We start from the raw sequence: 17,646 nt of genomic DNA on the forward strand, positions 1-17,646 counted from the left end.
TTTTATCCATTACTACGCACTACACAAGGATTTTACTAAAAATTGCAGATATTATCAAGGATTTTGAGGCCCTCGGTTATAAAATATTGATTAATTTTTCTTTTTTCAAAAAACAGGAAAAACGGCAGCCATTTAAGGCTGCCGTGAATTCTTTCTTTATCGAAATCATCAATATGCTTTTAGATAATCACATAAAGCATTCCGATCATTCCTACTACCATTAAAAGCAGTACGATGTTTTCAAATCTTTCCATTGTCATAATCACTATCCCCCCAGATCTAATTTGACAATCATTTCTCATAAGAAAACCGTTTGTAGTATAAGTATACGATATGCTGTCCATCAGATGTCCAACACTTTATTCTTTTGCCTCCTTTATAATAATAATCGGCCAAAATACCATGGCAAATAAGAGCATAATTAATCTTGCTATAAAATTACCCCAGTGTCCTCCGAAGGCTGCACCCACTGTAGCAGGTCCAAAATATTCCTTCCAGCCAAAGGCTATGGCTACACCTACACATACAAGCATTGGCAGGTTCTTGGCACCAACGGGAATCTCGTAGTGAATATAGTGCCTGTCCACATAGCTGCCAATCAGGAATCCAAGAAAAGCTCCTGCTGCCTTGAAGCAGTCATTCATCATCTTGGACGGATCAACGAGAAGCGCTCCCGCTGCATCATAGTCCATGGGGTAAGGTTTTACCTGAATATATATAAGGGCTGCCACAACAAAAACAACACCAAGCAGTGTGAGAATGTCTAAGGTTTTCTCATCGCCTTCAACTCTCTTAGCCACTTTGTACACAATGAAGATTATAAGTATTGATTCAAGGGCTGCTACAATTACATCCTGAGGTGTATGAACCCCGAGGAAATTCCTTGAAAATCCTGTCAGGACGATAAGTACGGCGCTGGTAATTGCAAGCCATTTGCGCTTATCCTTTTGCCATACAAAGACATCGCCATAAAGTGTGGTTGCCGACTTTGTATGTCCACTCGGAAAAGAATAACCTGTTGCCGCAACCTTGGAATCTCCTGCAGGCTCAATCAGATCAGAGCGGATCCAGGGACGATATGCGCACACTGTAAGTTTGATGACGCCGTTTATAAGTTCGCTAAACCAGTGCGTTGTCAGGAAAAAATATCCCCATGCTTTATCTACTCCCCAAAAGACCACAAAGGGCAGAAATGGTAAAACATCCACAGCGAATTTTGATATGGCATTAAAAAACTCATCAAAAATACCGCCGGTAGCATTTCTCAAATTCTGTAATAATAACAAATATTGAATATCAAATTCCATTTTTACTCCTCGCTTTCTTTATTATCAGTCTTTTCCGTATCCTTTTTTACTTCATCCTTACTTTCAGAAGGTATTTCCTCAACTACCTCGTTCTCTTCCTTGTTTTCAGAAAGTGTTCCCTCAACTACTGCCTTATCTTCTGTCTTTTGTTCTGTCTTTTCTTCTGTCTTTTCTTCTGTCTTTCCCTCCTTATTATCTATCTTCTTAAGAAACTTCTCCTTGTACTCCTCCAGCTCTTTTTTAAGCTCATCATCCTGAGAATCGTCATAGAAAATCTGCTCTTTACTCTCAATCTTCTTGGAGACTTTGGTCTTAACTCCGCCGAGGAACTTGGGAAGTTTACCTTTGTTTCTCCAGATTACAATGATGATCAGTATTATAAGAACCACCAAAGCTATGATAATGCCGCCCAGTATTCTGGTAAACCAGATGGAGACCTTATCTATATTGGCTGCTCCCATGGCAAGAACAAATTCATTACCCTTAACCTCATAAAGAGAATAGCCACCCATCTGGCCTTTTTTCTCAAGAAGCGTGCTCTTATCTCCATCAAGAAGATATAGATCAAATTCCTTCAAAGCATCTACAGGTAATAGATCGGCTACCTGTGCATATTCGTACAGTGGTTTAAATCTGATCTGATGGACATCGGAGCCATCATAGGGAATTTTCACCTTCAGAGTCTCATAGTAATGCTCTTCCTCGGATGAATCTAAGTATGGATCGTAGGTAACGGTTCTCTCCACAGATAGCTTCTCGTTATCCTTGAACATGCCATCTACCAAAAGTTCTGACTGATAGAAGCCTTCGGTTTCGCTATCCTGGGCTATGGTTGTTCTGTAGCGGTTATACCTGGCGGTTATGGTGATATCATTTACAATTCTCTCTACTCCGTCGATATCCCAGGTTACATAGTAGCCTTCCTTTTCATCCACCTTGGGATACTCAGGGAGCGAAATGGATTCGCCATACTTTTTAACGATCTGCCCTACCTTTTTGCTGCCATCCTCAAGGTCCTCATCCTCTAAAATGAAATTGATATTAAGAGTCTCAAACTCATAGGGAACATCCTTGATTCCCATGGCGACTTTGTAGTTTACAGGCTCCGCCTTAAGGGAATAGCTTACTCTGTCAATTCCTGCAAGGTCATCACTTACAAAAAAGTTATCCCTGACTTCGCCTTTATCATCCACATGACCTGCGATAGCTCCATACCAGTTTTTGACTTCGCCAACAGTTACTATGCTAAGGCACTGCTGCAGATGCATGGCATTTCCTGCGATTCCGCCCACATAGTTATCTCCGTCCAGCTCGCCTCTTGCATAGGACTTTACTATGTGTGAAAGAGATGAGCCTGCAATTCCGCCTACATATTCTCCTGAGGTTGATGCCACCTTTGAAAAGCTTCCGCAATTATAGATGGTACCCATCTCCTGAAGGCCGCAGACACCGCCTGCATTATTCTTAAGAGATGTAATGTCACCGTAATTCTTATTGCCCCTAAGAACACATCTTGTGATATATGAAGCCAGAATCGAATTGTTCTTAAGGCCGGTTATTACGCCCTCCTGATCAAAGTCATAATCTATTGCCATGGTCCCTGCTATTCCGGAAACACTTATATCTCCCTTGCATTCTCCGTAATTCAGGCAGGAATCTATTGTGGCATCAGTTGTATCATTTACTGCTTCGTAGGATGTATCAGTATATACTTCCGTGTAATCTTTTTCTAAAACTCCGTCTATGGCATCTGTATAAAGCCCCAGAATATTTGTGAACTGATCATTTATATCCTGAAGGTCGTCCACCAGTACACCGGTTGCGTTATTGACTTCACTGTTCAATAATCCGAAGTTGTCGTTCATCCCCTGCATATTATCTGCAAGGCTTGCGGTTCTGGCTTTATATTCCGGAGAAAACTGAGGGAAGCCTATAGAACCTCTTCCAGCTACCTCAGCAAGAATGTCTTTTGTCTGATCGCTGGCTGATGCAAAAGCATCCGTAGCTTCGTCTAAGTTATTCATGGCACTCTGGGCATCGCTTCTCACATCATCTGTCATCTCAGGCAAATGTTTTTCATAGATGCCAAGAATCGTCGCTGTTGCAGTTGCTATGTCATCAGCATAATTGCCCTTCTCACCGGTTATGGGATTGACATAGTTATCAGTTGCATATCTGATTCCATCAGCGTCTGCCTTGACCTGTGCCATCTTGTGGAGACTGTTGTCATCCTCATTTTTATCCTGCGGGAATGCTCTTCCATCCGAATGCTCCCAGGAACCATTCATGTCAGAATTAAGTCCTGTTCCGATATCACTTTCACTCCAGGAACCAAAGTCTGTTTCTACGGTATCATTGGCATAGCGATATTGAACATCCGCTGCCGTATCAAAAAGGGCTTTGTTGTTTGCAATAGCAAGGTTGTAGAAAACCCTTTGGGATCTTTTCCTTAGCTCTGTGTACTGGGCAGTTGCAGATTCAAGAATTTCTTTTGCCTCGGTGTACTGCCTGAGCTCATCCTCATTCTCGATATACATTTCGATATCTACGTCATCGCCTACATCAGCTATATCCTGCGAGGATTCGCCTATTTCCTCCATGCCTTCCCTGACCTTATCAAAGGTTCCATTCTGCCTTGATGTTTCTTCAAGAACATAGTCAACTCTTGAAAAGGCTTCTGTTGCACCTGCGGATACCCCATTTGCAAAATCAACAACGCCTGCAGCAATGTATCTGGTATCCTCCACTGCACCTGCTGTAAATTTCTGTATTACGGCAAGTCTTTCGGATATGGTATTTGACTGTGACTTGGCATCCTGCAAAGTAGTGGTGACACAGTCATGGAGCTTTGATACAGACTCCTGAAGCTGAGCTGCAATATCAGAGCTTAAGTCAACTGTTATGTAAGGCTCGGCCTGACCGACGATTCCGCCTATATCTTTTCTTCCTTTGATGAGTCCGTTGTTGGAACATTTCAAAAGATAGCCCGACTGTCTTCCTGCAATGCCTCCCACGTTATAGCCCACATGGTCATAGCCTATCTCTCCGTCATTGATGCAGCGGGAGATGATTCCTATGGATTGTCCTGCTATTCCTCCTGTGTCGTAGACAGTGACGCTCTCCTTTGCAACATCTCTCTCATGGCCAAAACCGTCTTTGATCAGGTTGATAAAGCTTGTCAGCTTCTCAAAGGAATCGATTGTGATCTCAGTGTCGGTATTGGTGGTATTTACAAAGGCTTTGTTTGTACAGTTCTCGATGTCTCCTTCATTTAATCCTGCTATTCCGCCTGTAAAATGGACACCGCTGATATAGCCATCGCCGGTGCAGTGATCGATTTTGCCTGTAAGCTCATTGATACCTGCTATGCCGCCTATATAGTCATTGCCTTTAACTACTCCGTTGAAGGAACAATTGCTTATATTTCCGCTATTGTCTCCTGCAATCCCTCCAATGATCGTTGTATTTCCTTCCGGTAACACAGATCCGATAAAATTCAGGTTCCTGATGACACCTGTCTTCTGAACATGAGCAAAAAGACCCGCATAGGACAGACCGCTTGTAATCTGCACACCGGATATGCTGTGTCCCTGTCCGTCAAAAACACCGCCAAAGGTTGGAATGCCGCTAAACTCTTTGCCGCCAAAACTTATGTCATCTGTCAGAATAACCTTCTTATTTACAGACCAGGTATCAAGGGCGCATTGTGAAGCAAAATCAAGCAATTCATCGGCATTTCCAATACTGATCTCCTCAATGGTCTCCGGGATCAGCGCCTGTATCTCTTCTCTGATATCCTGATCAACATCCTCAGCATTATTCGCAGCATCCTCCTGAGTGCCTGTGGTGTAGAGGCTTTCTGTATTTTCGCTCTGCTCATCACCGGCAGCTTCCTGATCTTCATCAGAGCTTTCTGATTCCTCCTGATTTTCTTTGGAGTTTTCTGTAACTAATTCTTCCTGATTTTCGACTGTTTCAGCAAAAACATCGATGGGTGAAGCACTCATAATGGTGATCGCAAGTAGGGCTGCAACAATTCTCTTTTTCATATCACATGCCCTCCTGTCCTGATGCTTCGCTGTCTTTGGCATCGTTTATCTCATTTTCATCCAGCATGGTCACTTCAGCATTATCAACGAAGGCGCTGACATTTCCGCGAACCACTGCGTTTACAACACCTGTTACGTTACCGTCAATTTTGCCCCTTACAAAGCCGTCAATTCGCATAATTCCCGATAGCTGCCTTGTCTGCAAAGGTTTATTCATAACAAAGGCAGTAAGCTCAATGACCTTATCTCCCACAAGTAGGATCTGAGGAAGAACGAACATAGTTACAAAAATGGAAATTATTGTACCTCTTCCAAGACATTTTCCTATTCCGTAAATAGCACAGTCAGATGTCATGTTACCGATGAGCATACCTGCCACTGCAAGCATTGTTCCGGAGGTAATGATCGTAGGGAAGGACACATTCATTGTCTCAATGATGGCTTCTCTCTTACCTCTTGTACCTCTAAGCTCTGTATATCTGCCTGCAATAACAATTGCATAATCGATATTGGCACCCATCTGAATGGAACTTACGATCAGATAGCCAAGGAAAAACAGGTTATCATGCTGCAAAGCAGGAATCGAGAAATTGATCCAGATACATCCCTGAATAACTGCAATAAGAAGAACCGGCATTCCTGCAGATTTGAAGGTAAAAAGAAGAACCACAAGTACGGCAAGTATCGAAATTACACTGGTAACAGTATTGTCTCTTGCAAAGCATTTTTTAAGATCAAGCTGACTTACAGATTCTCCGACAACATAGATCTTGTCTTCGTCATAATATTTTTCCGTAATATCATGGAGCTCAGAAATAAATGCAAAGGTCTCATCGGACTCCTGGGGAAGACTTGTATAAACAAGTATTCTTGAATATTCTTCACCCTGAAGCTGCTTTTTGCCAAAGTTCATCATTCTGTTCGCATCACTTAGCTTGTCCATAAGCTCATCACTTAAGGTCACATAGCCCTCATTTACCTCCTGATAAACATACAGGAACATGTCTATAAGGGGCACTCTGTAATTAACAAGACCGTTTACAACCTTGGCATAATCAGAATCATTCAGAGCATAGGCAGCATAAACAAGCTCTGCTATCTCATAGTCGATATTCAAAAGCTCTGAAAACTGTCTTGGAGTTAATTTATCGGTAAGGGTGTAGCCCCCAAGAGCCTCGGTATTGGCAAGGCCTGTAACGGAGGTTACGTTCTTATTTTCCTCAAGCTCACTAATGAGCGCTTTTTCCTTATCATAGTCACCTGCAGGGAAAACCAGTGCCATCATGTTATCTGCGGTAAAGTTTTCCTTCTGCATGTTTTCAGCTATCTGCACATCGTTGATAATGGGTGGTGTTATCTGGCTGTAGCCATACACATAGGGAGTACCTGATGATATTTTCTGAGCAAAAATGATCAGCACCAGGAATGCAGGCGCAATAAGATATCTTGTAAGATATGCAAATTTACCTACAAAGGGAATTTCAGGAATAAAGTTTTTGTGCTGGGTTTCCTCCATGAGCCCCGCAAAAAGCATAATGATGCCGGGCATTAAAAGGAATACTGACAAAAGGCTAAGTATGATAGCCTTTATTAGAACCATACCAAGATCCTTACCTATTCCAAACTGCATGAACAGCATGGCAATAAGGCCGCCCATTGTGGTAAGTGAGCTGCCGGTGATCTCGGGAATAGCTTTTGATAAAGCCAAGATACAGGCTTCACGATTATCATGCTTTGCCTTTTCTTCTTTATATCTGTTTAGGAAAATGACTGCATAGTCAACTGAAAGTGCCAGCTGAAGCACTATTGTGACTGAATTGGATACGAATGAGATAGTACCAAAAAGGAAATTGGTGCCCATCTGCACAAGGGCTGCTGAGCCAAAGGTAAGGAGCAGCACCGGAACCTCAGCATAGGCCTGGGATGTCAGAACAAGTACTACCACAACTATAATGACTACAAGCACGGATATGACATTCATTTCCTTGTCGATAAGCTCAGCCTGAATATCGCCTAAGGTAGTGGATATATATGAATCATATCCGGAAAAATACTCTTTTACCTGATCCAATAAAACAAGGCACTGTTCTTCTTTTTCATCATAATCAAAGGTGATGCTAAACAACGCAGAACCGTTATTGTAATGGGCACTTTTATCATCAAAATCGCAGGAAAAGACTCCGTCGATAGCTTCGATATCTTTCTGAATCTTAAGCCCCTGCTCATAAGAGATATTCGCCACCATTACTTTTACACTGCCATAGGTGACAAACTGTTCTTCCATGAGATCGAGGCCCCTTCTGGTCTCACTGTCAGAAGGCAGGTAAAATGCAAGATCATTTTCTACGCCTACCCATCCCCTTGCTATCACGGAAAAAATGCACAAAATCGCATAGATAAGAAAAAAAAGATTCCTCTTATCTACGATGAATGAGCATATCTTAACGCCCAGTCCACCTCCGCCATTCTTCATTTTAGTTCCCCCTCAAAAACTTTAAATGATTATTATGACTATATATATTGTTTAAGAGCCCTTTCCAATGAGAAAAGGGCTCTCACATATATTATTATACTACCTTTTTACAATTAACCAAAGCTATTACTTCTTTGTCGTTTTCCTTCTTTTGCTACTTCGTTTCCGTTTTCCATTACCTTCTTCTGCTCTACAATTTCAGAATGTTTCTTGACGGTATCCTTTTCCTTCTTGGGAGCAAGCTTATCCTGAAGGTCTTTCATATTTGTAACAGAAACAGCTCTCTTCCTTGCAGGTTCAGCCTTTTCTATTTTCTCTTCTTTTTTGGGAGCAGGGTTATGAACGGGCTCGTTGATGATATTATTCTGTGGCTGATCATTTACAATATTTTTCGGCACAGGCTTTGGTGCATAGGACTCATTAAACTTCATCCCGCGATTATTTATGTCTTTCTCACGTTCCTTTATCTGGTCACCAATTACCTGATACTTACCCATCATCATTCCTTCGTCGGCATAATTAATGAGTCTCTCGATACCACAGTTATCAGTAAAATCTGCAATCTGTCTGGAATTAGTAAGTCTCGTATGACCATTTCCATAGCTCCAGCCACGAAACAGATTATCTTTATTCCTATAAGCCTTAGCTGCCAAATTAAGTTCATTAATCTTATCTATGGCCTCCTTAGGAGTATAACCATTTTTATTGTTTAAATCCGTTGCAGCTACAGCTTCATCAAGGGCATCCTTCATTGCATTATACTCTACAGAATTATCTTCTCTTTTGCGATTCTTATAAGTACTTTCAAGGCTGTCCTTACGGCGTTTAAGCTCATCATGTATACGCTTCATCTCATCTTTAAACGCTTCATATCTCTTTTCACCTGCGTCTTTGTGGGCCTTAACTGTTGCATAGCCCGGTTTTTCCAGATATGGTCTAAGCGTTGTGTTATATTTGTTTATTGTGTTTTCAACACCGGTAAATGAGCTTAAACCGACATTGGCCATCGCCTCAGTCACATTTTCCTTGCCCTTTACCTTACCCTTGCATTCCTGATATGCTGTCACCATGGCATCATGCTTACCAATGATGTCGGAGTAAAATTCCCGTCTTTTCTCCTCAGTATCAAAAACACCGTTATTGAGTCTATCCAAAGACTTCTGAAGTTCATCATAAGCTTTGACAAAAGGCTCTGCACCGACAGTATTTTTCTTTATACTATCAATAAAGCTTCCCACACTGTTCACATTGGCATTATATGCGAGAAATTCATCCATTCCTGATAAAGGCAGTCCTGCCTTTAAATACTTTTCATTCGGAGTCAGTTCATCACGGGCAGACAGAAATCCCCTATCATTTGCTCCATGAAAAATCTGATCGAAATAATTCCTACTTCCTCCGGTTAATGCTAAATCCTTTTCCTCAAAGGGTACATTCTGACTTTTTTCAATTTCAGCTTTATAGTCGCTTATGTTCTTTAGCAGAATTTCTCTGTACTGATTCTCAAAATTATCCGGAACCTTTCCAAGAGCCATCTGTCTGTTAAACAAATGCATGGTTTTTCTGTACTTTTGTTCAGCACTAAGGATACCGGGCAAATTATATTTTTTTGCTATCTCATCATATACTTCAGGTGAAGTATTTTGTTTTTTGATCTCATTCTTTCTTGTTGCAGTGTGATAGTCGACGCAGTTTTTGTCACCATTAGGTTCCATTGTCTTTTTTTCTGCATCATTAAGCTCTAAATCAGCACCTTCACGAGTTGGATAAATAACCAGATTTGCTGCAATTCCATTAAGAGTGCCAAACTTCGCCCTGTGAGTTATCACCTCTCCGGTCCAGAACTCATTGATGCTATTCTTGGTTGTCTCATTTATTGAATCATAAATGGATCCGGCATAAATCTCATCCTTCTCAGCCGCAGCGTCAAGTTTTCCATTAAAATCCCTAAGTATTTCATCTATACCTAAATCACGGACATCCTTATCGGTGAGCTCTTTAGATTTAAACTCGATCCAGTTAGCATCATAGATTGGAAAAAGCTTTGAATAGGCCTCCTGGTAAACTTTGCCACACTCTGATCCATGAAACGCATCTGCACCAAGTTTAATGTTATCAATGATTTCTTTCAAATTCTCAATTTTAAGAGCCATCTTTTACCTCCATTCATAAGCTTCAGGCCTCGTTATTTCCTCACCCGTTATGGTATAATTTCTAAAAATAATTTCTTTTGAGAGGGTCTGCTATGAACAACTATAAAACTATTGATCTTGATTCCTATCCTAGAAAAGAGCATTTCCAGCGCTTTCTTGCATGTGAATACCCGCATATCACAGGTACCTTTGAAGTAGATATCACCAAGTGGCTTCGCCATATCAAGGAAAAGGGATATCCATTTCACTTAAGCTTTGTCTATGCAGCTGCAAGAGCAGCAAACAGTGTTCCCGAATTCCGAAGAAGGATTAAAGATAAAGGAATCATTGAGTATGATTACTGTAACCCTTCATACACCGTGGCGCTTCCCGATGAGACCTACAGGTTCTGTATGGTTAATACCAATCAGCCTTTTGATGTGTATCTTGAAGATAGTAAGATTCGTCATGAAAAATCACTTCATGCCAAACATCTGGCCGAGGAGGGCGATCCGGAAAGTCTGCTTTTTACTACCAGCACCCCTTGGTTTTACTATACCCAGGCCAATCTTCCGATTCCGTCAAGGGATTTTTCAATTCCCAATCTCGGTTGGGGAAAGTATAAAACCGAGAAGAAGCTTGCCCTTGTGGATGGTCAGGTAACCGAATATGAGGTTGTTACCATACCCTTCACCATTATGGCCCATCACGCTTTGGTGGACGGTTTTCATATGTCTAAAGTCTTAGATAATCTGGATGCGGAGCTTACCGCAATGCTAAGTTTCTAATCTCTTATACTTATTTATATGTATCAGAAAAGAAAAACCCACGCAAAAAACAGCGTGGGTTTTGTAATTAATTATCACCTCTATAGCAGAATGTGAGCATAGTGATATCGTCGAACTGCTCTGCACTTCCTACAAAGTCTTTTATTTCATTTATTACGGTATTGATGATGTCTTTTGGCTCGTTTACTTTGCACTTATTCAGGGCATCTGTTGTTCTCTCTATTCCAAAAAGCTCCTTGGATACATTTGTAGCCTCCGCAACACCGTCTGTGTAAACGAACAAGGTATCCCCTTTGCTCATCTCAAATTCATGCTCCTCAAATTTAATGTTTTCAAGCATTCCAATGGGCATGGAGTGTTTATAGATTACAGGCGCAAATTCACCGCCACTTCTTCTGATTATGGGATGTTCATGACCCGCGTTGGAGGCAAGTCCTTTGCCTGTTCTGATATTTAAAATTGCAAGCCATACTGTAACAAAGAAATCCGCATCATTGCCTTCAGTCAGCTGATTGTTCACATCATAAAGTATCTGAGAAGGCGTTCCGCCTGCCAAAGCCCTTGTCTTTATAAGTGTCTTTGCTATCACCATGAAAAGCGCAGCAGGTACACCCTTGCCGGATACATCTGCCATGACAAGTGCTATGTGTTCATCATCTATAAGGAAGAAATCATAGAAATCACCGCCGACTTCTTTTGCAGGCTTCATACTGGCATAAACATCAAATTCTTTGCGTTCAGGGAACGGCGGGAATATCCTTGGAAGCATATCCTCCTGAATTCTTGAGGCAACGCTAAGCTCCGCACCGATCCTCTCCTTCTCTTTAGTGATGGTCTGAACCTCATCGATATATTCATCTATAGCCTTTGCCATCTGAGTAAAGCTTCTGGACAGTGCACCAAACTCGTTCACCATGTCAAATCCCGAAAGGCGTCTTTCTATTTCGGCGCTGTCCTTGTTTTCTTCATAAGCCTCTACACTTTTCTGAACTTCCCTGATGGGATTTGAAATCCAGAAATGAACAAATACGAGACATATTATGGAGAAAAATATCATGAACGTTATGACGCTTCCTGTACCTCTGATGGCACTTTCTATTATCTCCTGCCTTACATCCGAATAGGTGAGAGATATACCTGCGAACAACTCACCGTTTTTAATCTTGTCAAGGAACTCATATCTGTCAATAAAGCCCGTGGAATTTGCAAGCTTATACTCATCGTTTTTGGCATCCAGAAGGGCCTGCTTCTGATCTTCATTGATAGTGGCAGGTGTTCCAATTATATAGGCATCGCCGTACTTGTTTCCTCTTGGAGCCTTGCCGTCTGAACCACTGAAAATAAACACAGCATTATCATAGTTATCATTTGCAATAGCAAGATAAATGTAGCTGACATCATAAGCCCTTATAATATCATTTGCTCTCATCTGAAATCTGTTATATACCACCTCTGCAAAGAGCCTTTGATCTTCCGGAGAAAGTTCCTTAAACTCTTCTTCCGTCACCTCGGTAAGCACCATTCCGGGATGCCTGTCTACCAGTTCCTTATGCTTTTCATTGGTCTTTTCATTTTTGTCGTACTCGATATCCAGAGTATCTGCATTATCCAGCATATACTCGCACAGATAGTAGAAGGATTTGTATCTCTCTAAATATGGCACAAAGTCATCGAGGATATCGTCTGTCTGCTTCAGCTTCTGTGAGAGTATATTTGCTCTGGAATTGCTGAAAAATGCAATGCCTGACAATATGCTGATAAGGATAGTTCCGATTATGAAAATAATCGCTATCTCACCAAAAACTGTTATGTTGACTTTACATTTTCCATTTTTTGAAAACATTAATTATTGGCCTCCGGTCATAACTATTAGTGCTGTCAGTTCGAAGATTCTCCATTAGCTGCAGGTGTTTCTGCATTACCTGATGATTCTCCGTAAGCTACAGGTCTTTCTTCATCACCTGTGGATGCTGATGGAATCATATCCTCAGGAATCGGTTCATAGGGTTCAAATGTCTCATAAATCTTAGCAGCGCTTGCTGCAGGATCTGTAATATTCTCATCACTTGCAAGTGTAGGAAGTGATGCCATGTACTCCTCAAAGGTCTCATCGTTTGACTCAAGGTAGGACTTAAGTAGCTCTGATTCCTTAAGGCTTCCGATGGTCTTCTTATAGAACTCCTGCTCAACAAGTTCTTTTCTTCTGATGGAGCCCTCAGATGACATTGTAACAGATACAGGATTCTGTCCATTTCCAACATTAGAACTGTTATCTGTCTCATTACCCTGAGTGAAGTCTCTCTTGTTGAAGGCCTCATATTCAGCCATGTATCCCTGATATGCGGGAAGAGTCATCATCTCGATAAGAACAGCCTCTTCTGCTGTATCTGCAGTAGTAATGGATTCAAAGCCTATAAGAAGATCCTCAACCATATTTATCTTGGTCTGCTGATTTACTTCTCCGGCATTCTCGCACATGAATTCTACAAGCTGTGCAAAGCTTCCTGCCGCAGTTGTATATGCGCTCTGAGTCTCACCTGTCTGCTCATCTCTAAGAACATTTCCTACATTATTGCTGTAGATGGACTGGATATAATCCTCCCAGCTCTGATCCCTGGACTCCAGTTTTGCTGAAAGCTCTTTATCTGAAAGCAGAATTTCTTTCAGCTTCTGATACCAGCCGGAAGATCTCATGGTCTTAGCCTTCTCGGAGCTTGTAAGAGTTTCTGAATCTTTCTTCCATTTTGAAAAACTGTCTCTGTAACTGCCATAGGGGTTACCCAGGTTATTAACCTGTGTTCCAAAGAAAAGCTCTTCCACATCTGCTATGGTCTCACAGTTCTCCATTCCATCAAGGATTTCCTTCTTCATCTTCTCCTTGGTCTCATCAGAAACTTTAAGGGGATTATCTGTAATCTTGCCATTTTCATAGGTTCTTGCCGTATTGAAACTAAGCTCTGCAAAGTATTCCGCAACAGCCTGCCTTGCTGCAGCAAGGTTATTGGGATTTATACGGTGAAGCAGATCAGTTAAATACTGTTCAAATATCTCATCCTCTTTCTCAGCATTTACTGCCATTTCATAGCTTCCGTCAGGAGCGTATATCTTTTCAGGTTCTAATGGATGAAGAACAAAATATTCATTCTCGATATCCTCGATGATAAGAGCTCTTATCCTCATTCTATCAGGCTTATCAATGTCCTTCTCCGATGGATCTGTCATAATGCCATCTGTATTAAGTGCTTCATTAAGAGGATCCTTTACTTCTTCGCCGGTTACTCTCTTAACCTCATCATACTGCTCTTCGTAGTCCTTTGCTGTTTTCTTGTTCTTTATCAGCTCGTCAAGCTCCTGTGCTGTGAGCTTGGTCTCTGCAAGGGTTTCGTTCTGTTTCTGCTCTTCTTCCTTATAATTAAGGGTCTTTCTGAATTCCTGATAGATTTCCACATCATCGGGAGCAAATTTGCTGACCATGCTTTCTTCAGTTACTATCTCAGCAAGTATATCCTTAAGATCACTCATCTCTGTGGTGTTCTGAAGTCTTTCCTTAAGTCCTACCCAGTATGGATCTTTGTCGGTATCACCAAGCTGATTTGCTCTTGTGAGCTCAAATATCTCATTCAGAGCCTGCTGCTGGGCATTAACCTTTTCTCTCAGAGTCTTAACGTACTCAAAATACTCATCTGTAGGTAAAGCTCCCTTGGATACAATAATGCGCTCCATCTCAGCCCTGGCTGCATTCTCATCCAGTGCAAAAAGCTTCCTTTCAGATTCTGCCTCCTCTGAATGGTCATCGCTAAAGGAAAGAATTACTGTTTTCTGAGCTGTAATGTTTCCTTCACTGTCTTCCTCTATATCCACACGGGTTCTGTGAAGACGACGAACATAATCGATTGCCATCTGATCGAAGGAATCGCGAAGCGCTGCATCATAAATCTCATCCTGCGCCTTATCAAAAGCATAGTTATATACCTTCGCTCTTGCAAGATCCATGGAACCATACATATACTCTTCGGTATCGAATCCAATAACCTTATAATCACCTGACTTTTTGTCAAGGAAACTCTGATAATATGAACCGCTGTGGAGATTCAAGACTTCGCATCCTATGGTTCTTTTACCTTTGCTATCAGTTCCGACATTAAGCTTAAGAAGTGATAATCCGGAATCATAAGCGCTTATAAGAACTCTGTTATCACCAAGAGCCGTGAAGCTTGAAGATGACTGCAAAGTACCGACACGACTTGAATTAAGACTCAGTGTCAGATCCTTCTGGGTCACTACAACCTGATTATCATCCTTATATTTTTCTTCTGATATATCGGCATTATCTATGCGCTCAGAAACTGCTGCCTGGGTTCCTGATTCTGTATAGGGTGTGAATCCGGTTGAAGAAAGCAGTTTTTCATTTTCTATATAAACGCATCTGTTAGCATCGTTACTGTATACTGAATTGTAAATATCCTTTGTGGTACCGTCTGCACTTTTTCCTTTGTTCTTTACAACAATGGGTGTGTAGAATTTTACGCCCTGATTTGTTATAAGCATCAGAATAGATGTCTCAACTTTGGTGTCTTCATCGATATAATCAAGGGTTCCTGTATCGATTGCAGAGCCGGGAACTCCTGAATCAGTGAATACATCTCCCGCCTCCTTTTTATAGCGGATTGTGGAAGTATACTTAAGTCCCACTTTAGTATCCGTAGCATCATCATTAAATAACAGGACACCATCATATATTGAAGATGTGGATGAACCTTCCGTCTCATTCATATCTACCGCTTCAATATAGCTTCCTTTCGGGAATACTACTTTATAGGATATAGGGAAAGAACCTTCCTTTATGGTCAGTTTTTCATTCTTGGTCTTAACGGGATTTTCAGTATCCAGAACCTGGCCCATAGCTGCCATATACAGCATTTCTTCGGTAATCCCATACGTTCCCATTGCTCTATGAATATTGCCGGAACCGTTAAGATTCGGTATGGAATTTCCAATATAATCAAAAAGCCCCGAATAACCGGCACCTGTTGCTATATAATTATATATTACCTGTAAAACATTTACTTCGGTATCATTTGTATATCCTTTTATTGCCAATAGAGCGTTATTTACTATAGCTTTTGACTTTTCAGAATCATTTACATAGTTGTAGCTTTCATCATAGATCGGTATTTCAGGATTGTACCTATAAGGTTCAATATAAATAGTCTCCTTGACAATAGAGTTCCTTACACTTTCATCTTCATGATTAAGGATGGGTAAAAGTCTTGGACTTCTGTATTTTTCAATAATTTTACCATCTTTGGAAATGAGCTCATTCTCAAATACAGTGGTGATAAAAAGTGATTGATGATGGTTATTTGATTTAGATTCACCAATAGGCAGATCTGCAGTTATATCTTTTTTGTAGCGCTCATATCCGTAAACAGCCGGAAGCATATCACTATCCCGGAAAAGCTTCCTGACTTCAGCGACACGTTGACCAAATGAAATGCCTTTTATATATTCATCAAGAAGTCTCAGTGCAAACCCAACAACTTCATAGACATAGTCATTGTATGCCATTGGTCTGTTTCTAAAATGCCTGACCCAGGTTGTATCCGTAATTCCTGTCAGGAAAACAGAATCACCTTCTTTTTCTGAGCTAAAAGGAGTAAAGCTGTCAGGTACATACTGATTGTACTGCTTTCCCTGATATTCAAACTTTCCCCCAACGATCCCCTGCCTTATTTGGTCAAAGTCTGCACCATCTTTGGCATACGCCTGATATAATGCGGCCTGCATGCCGAAGCTCTCGTTCTCGGATACAAAGCTTGCGTAATTGCCCGTAAGGTCATAACTTGTAAGGCAGCAAACTCTGTTAAACAGAACATCGGTCGCCCAGGGACTTTCACCGGTATAGATCATCATGGAAATATAAATCTTGCCATTATCATCCATAACGGCAGATTTTATCAAATAATTAAGTTTTAGATTATCCACGGATGTTCTTCCGCTATCGAATGTCTCTCCTGTAGCATTTGACAGCTCGTTAATGGAATCCTCCATTTCGTCCTTGTCGCCATCATCGCCATCTCCAAAATCAGAAGCTATGTCTGATGTGTTTTTTCCTTTATAACTACCCTTTAACTGGTTTTCAACCTGCTTTATCTTGACATCCAAAGCCCTTCCAAAGTTTATCTTGGAAAGCTGATTTAACTTCGTATCATACACGGTTATATAGCCGCCCTGATCCATGATGAAGTATTCACCTGTTCCGGCAACTCTGCATCCATAACAATGCGAAAGAATATAGAAATCATAATTGGGTGATTTGTAGAAATCGACGCCTGTATTTGCCTGACCGCCTGTAGCGGAATTAGCAGTGTTATCGCTGTATGCCTGGGCATCAATTACTTTGTATTTCCGCGTGTCAGGATTATATGCCATAAGAATCATGGCATCTATCTTGGAATCTTTTGATCTGTCTATTTCGGGATAATCGCCCTCAGGTCTGTCATGCTCCTGACCATCCTTAAGAGCCACTATCTCCTTATCGGTGATATATGCAGGCGCACAGTAATAGTACACAAAATAACCGTCTTCAGTGTAATCAAGGCACATGAAATCCTGGAAATAATCAGGGTGATTCTCTATACCCGGAAGCAGATAAAATGCATCAGTTCCGCCGATATCAAAGCGGCTCTTTTCACCCTGTCCGTAACCATCAACAACAGTTACCTTGGGCGTAACAATGGGAGGTGCGGTCACGATACTGACCTCACCGTCGCCAAGAATATTATTGCAGCCAGTTAAAGTAACGCAAAGCAATAAAATAAGAGCAGACTTTCCCAATTTCCTGGCCTGCCCTAGATTTTTCTTTATGTAATTGATTTGCTCAGATAATCTTTTCAT

Annotated in this window: 7 protein-coding genes; 1 reads left to right on the forward strand and 6 read right to left on the reverse strand. The window is 41.2% G+C overall.

Going from position 1 to position 17,646, the window contains the following annotated elements; translation table 11 throughout:
• Positions 1 to 359: 359 nt before the first annotated feature.
• The 4 genes from G608_RS0104840 to G608_RS0104855 form a co-directional block, all read right to left on the reverse strand.
• Entirely contained in the window at positions 360 to 1,307 is a 948-nt protein-coding gene (locus G608_RS0104840; RefSeq protein WP_026495092.1) for a phosphatase PAP2 family protein, read from the reverse strand.
• Positions 1,308 to 1,309: 2 nt separating this feature from the next.
• On the reverse strand, positions 1,310 to 5,356 hold the full coding sequence (locus G608_RS0104845) for a hypothetical protein (protein ID WP_026495093.1): 4,047 nt from the start codon (positions 5,354 to 5,356) through the stop codon (positions 1,310 to 1,312).
• 1 nt (position 5,357) lies between these two features.
• Entirely contained in the window at positions 5,358 to 7,829 is a 2,472-nt protein-coding gene (locus tag G608_RS0104850) for an MMPL family transporter (RefSeq protein ID WP_026495094.1), read from the reverse strand.
• A 113-nt stretch (positions 7,830 to 7,942) separates the two neighbouring features.
• Positions 7,943 to 9,982, reverse strand: coding sequence for a hypothetical protein (locus G608_RS0104855; protein ID WP_026495095.1), 2,040 nt, complete (start codon positions 9,980 to 9,982; stop codon positions 7,943 to 7,945).
• Positions 9,983 to 10,074: 92 nt separating this feature from the next.
• Between G608_RS0104855 and G608_RS19895 the strand changes: the two genes are divergently transcribed.
• Complete coding sequence (locus G608_RS19895) at positions 10,075 to 10,749, forward strand: CatA-like O-acetyltransferase (protein WP_051208840.1); 675 nt, start codon at positions 10,075 to 10,077, stop codon at positions 10,747 to 10,749.
• Between the two features lie 67 nt (positions 10,750 to 10,816).
• On the opposite strand, the gene G608_RS22215 is transcribed toward G608_RS19895, so the two are convergent.
• Positions 10,817 to 12,592, reverse strand: coding sequence for a PP2C family protein-serine/threonine phosphatase (locus G608_RS22215; protein WP_051208842.1), 1,776 nt, complete (start codon positions 12,590 to 12,592; stop codon positions 10,817 to 10,819).
• A gap of 35 nt (positions 12,593 to 12,627) precedes the next feature.
• A complete protein-coding gene (locus G608_RS0104870; RefSeq protein ID WP_026495096.1) occupies positions 12,628 to 17,646 on the reverse strand; it encodes a hypothetical protein in 5,019 nt (1,672 codons plus the stop codon).

The sequence above is a fragment of the Butyrivibrio sp. WCD3002 genome, assembly GCF_000424265.1.
Taxonomy (GTDB): Bacteria; Bacillota; Clostridia; order Lachnospirales; family Lachnospiraceae; genus Butyrivibrio.

Excerpts from the sequence above, each read along its gene's own strand:
- G608_RS0104840 (WP_026495092.1), bottom strand. The coding sequence starts at position 1,307 with ATGGAATTTGATATTCAATATTTGTTATTATTACAGAATTTGAGAAAT.
- G608_RS0104845 (WP_026495093.1), bottom strand. The coding sequence starts at position 5,356 with ATGAAAAAGAGAATTGTTGCAGCCCTACTTGCGATCACCATTATGAGT.
- G608_RS0104850 (WP_026495094.1), bottom strand. The coding sequence starts at position 7,829 with ATGAAGAATGGCGGAGGTGGACTGGGCGTTAAGATATGCTCATTCATC.
- G608_RS0104855 (WP_026495095.1), bottom strand. The coding sequence starts at position 9,982 with ATGGCTCTTAAAATTGAGAATTTGAAAGAAATCATTGATAACATTAAA.
- G608_RS19895 (WP_051208840.1), top strand. The coding sequence starts at position 10,075 with ATGAACAACTATAAAACTATTGATCTTGATTCCTATCCTAGAAAAGAG.
- G608_RS22215 (WP_051208842.1), bottom strand. The coding sequence starts at position 12,592 with ATGTTTTCAAAAAATGGAAAATGTAAAGTCAACATAACAGTTTTTGGT.
- G608_RS0104870 (WP_026495096.1), bottom strand. The coding sequence starts at position 17,646 with ATGAAAAGATTATCTGAGCAAATCAATTACATAAAGAAAAATCTAGGG.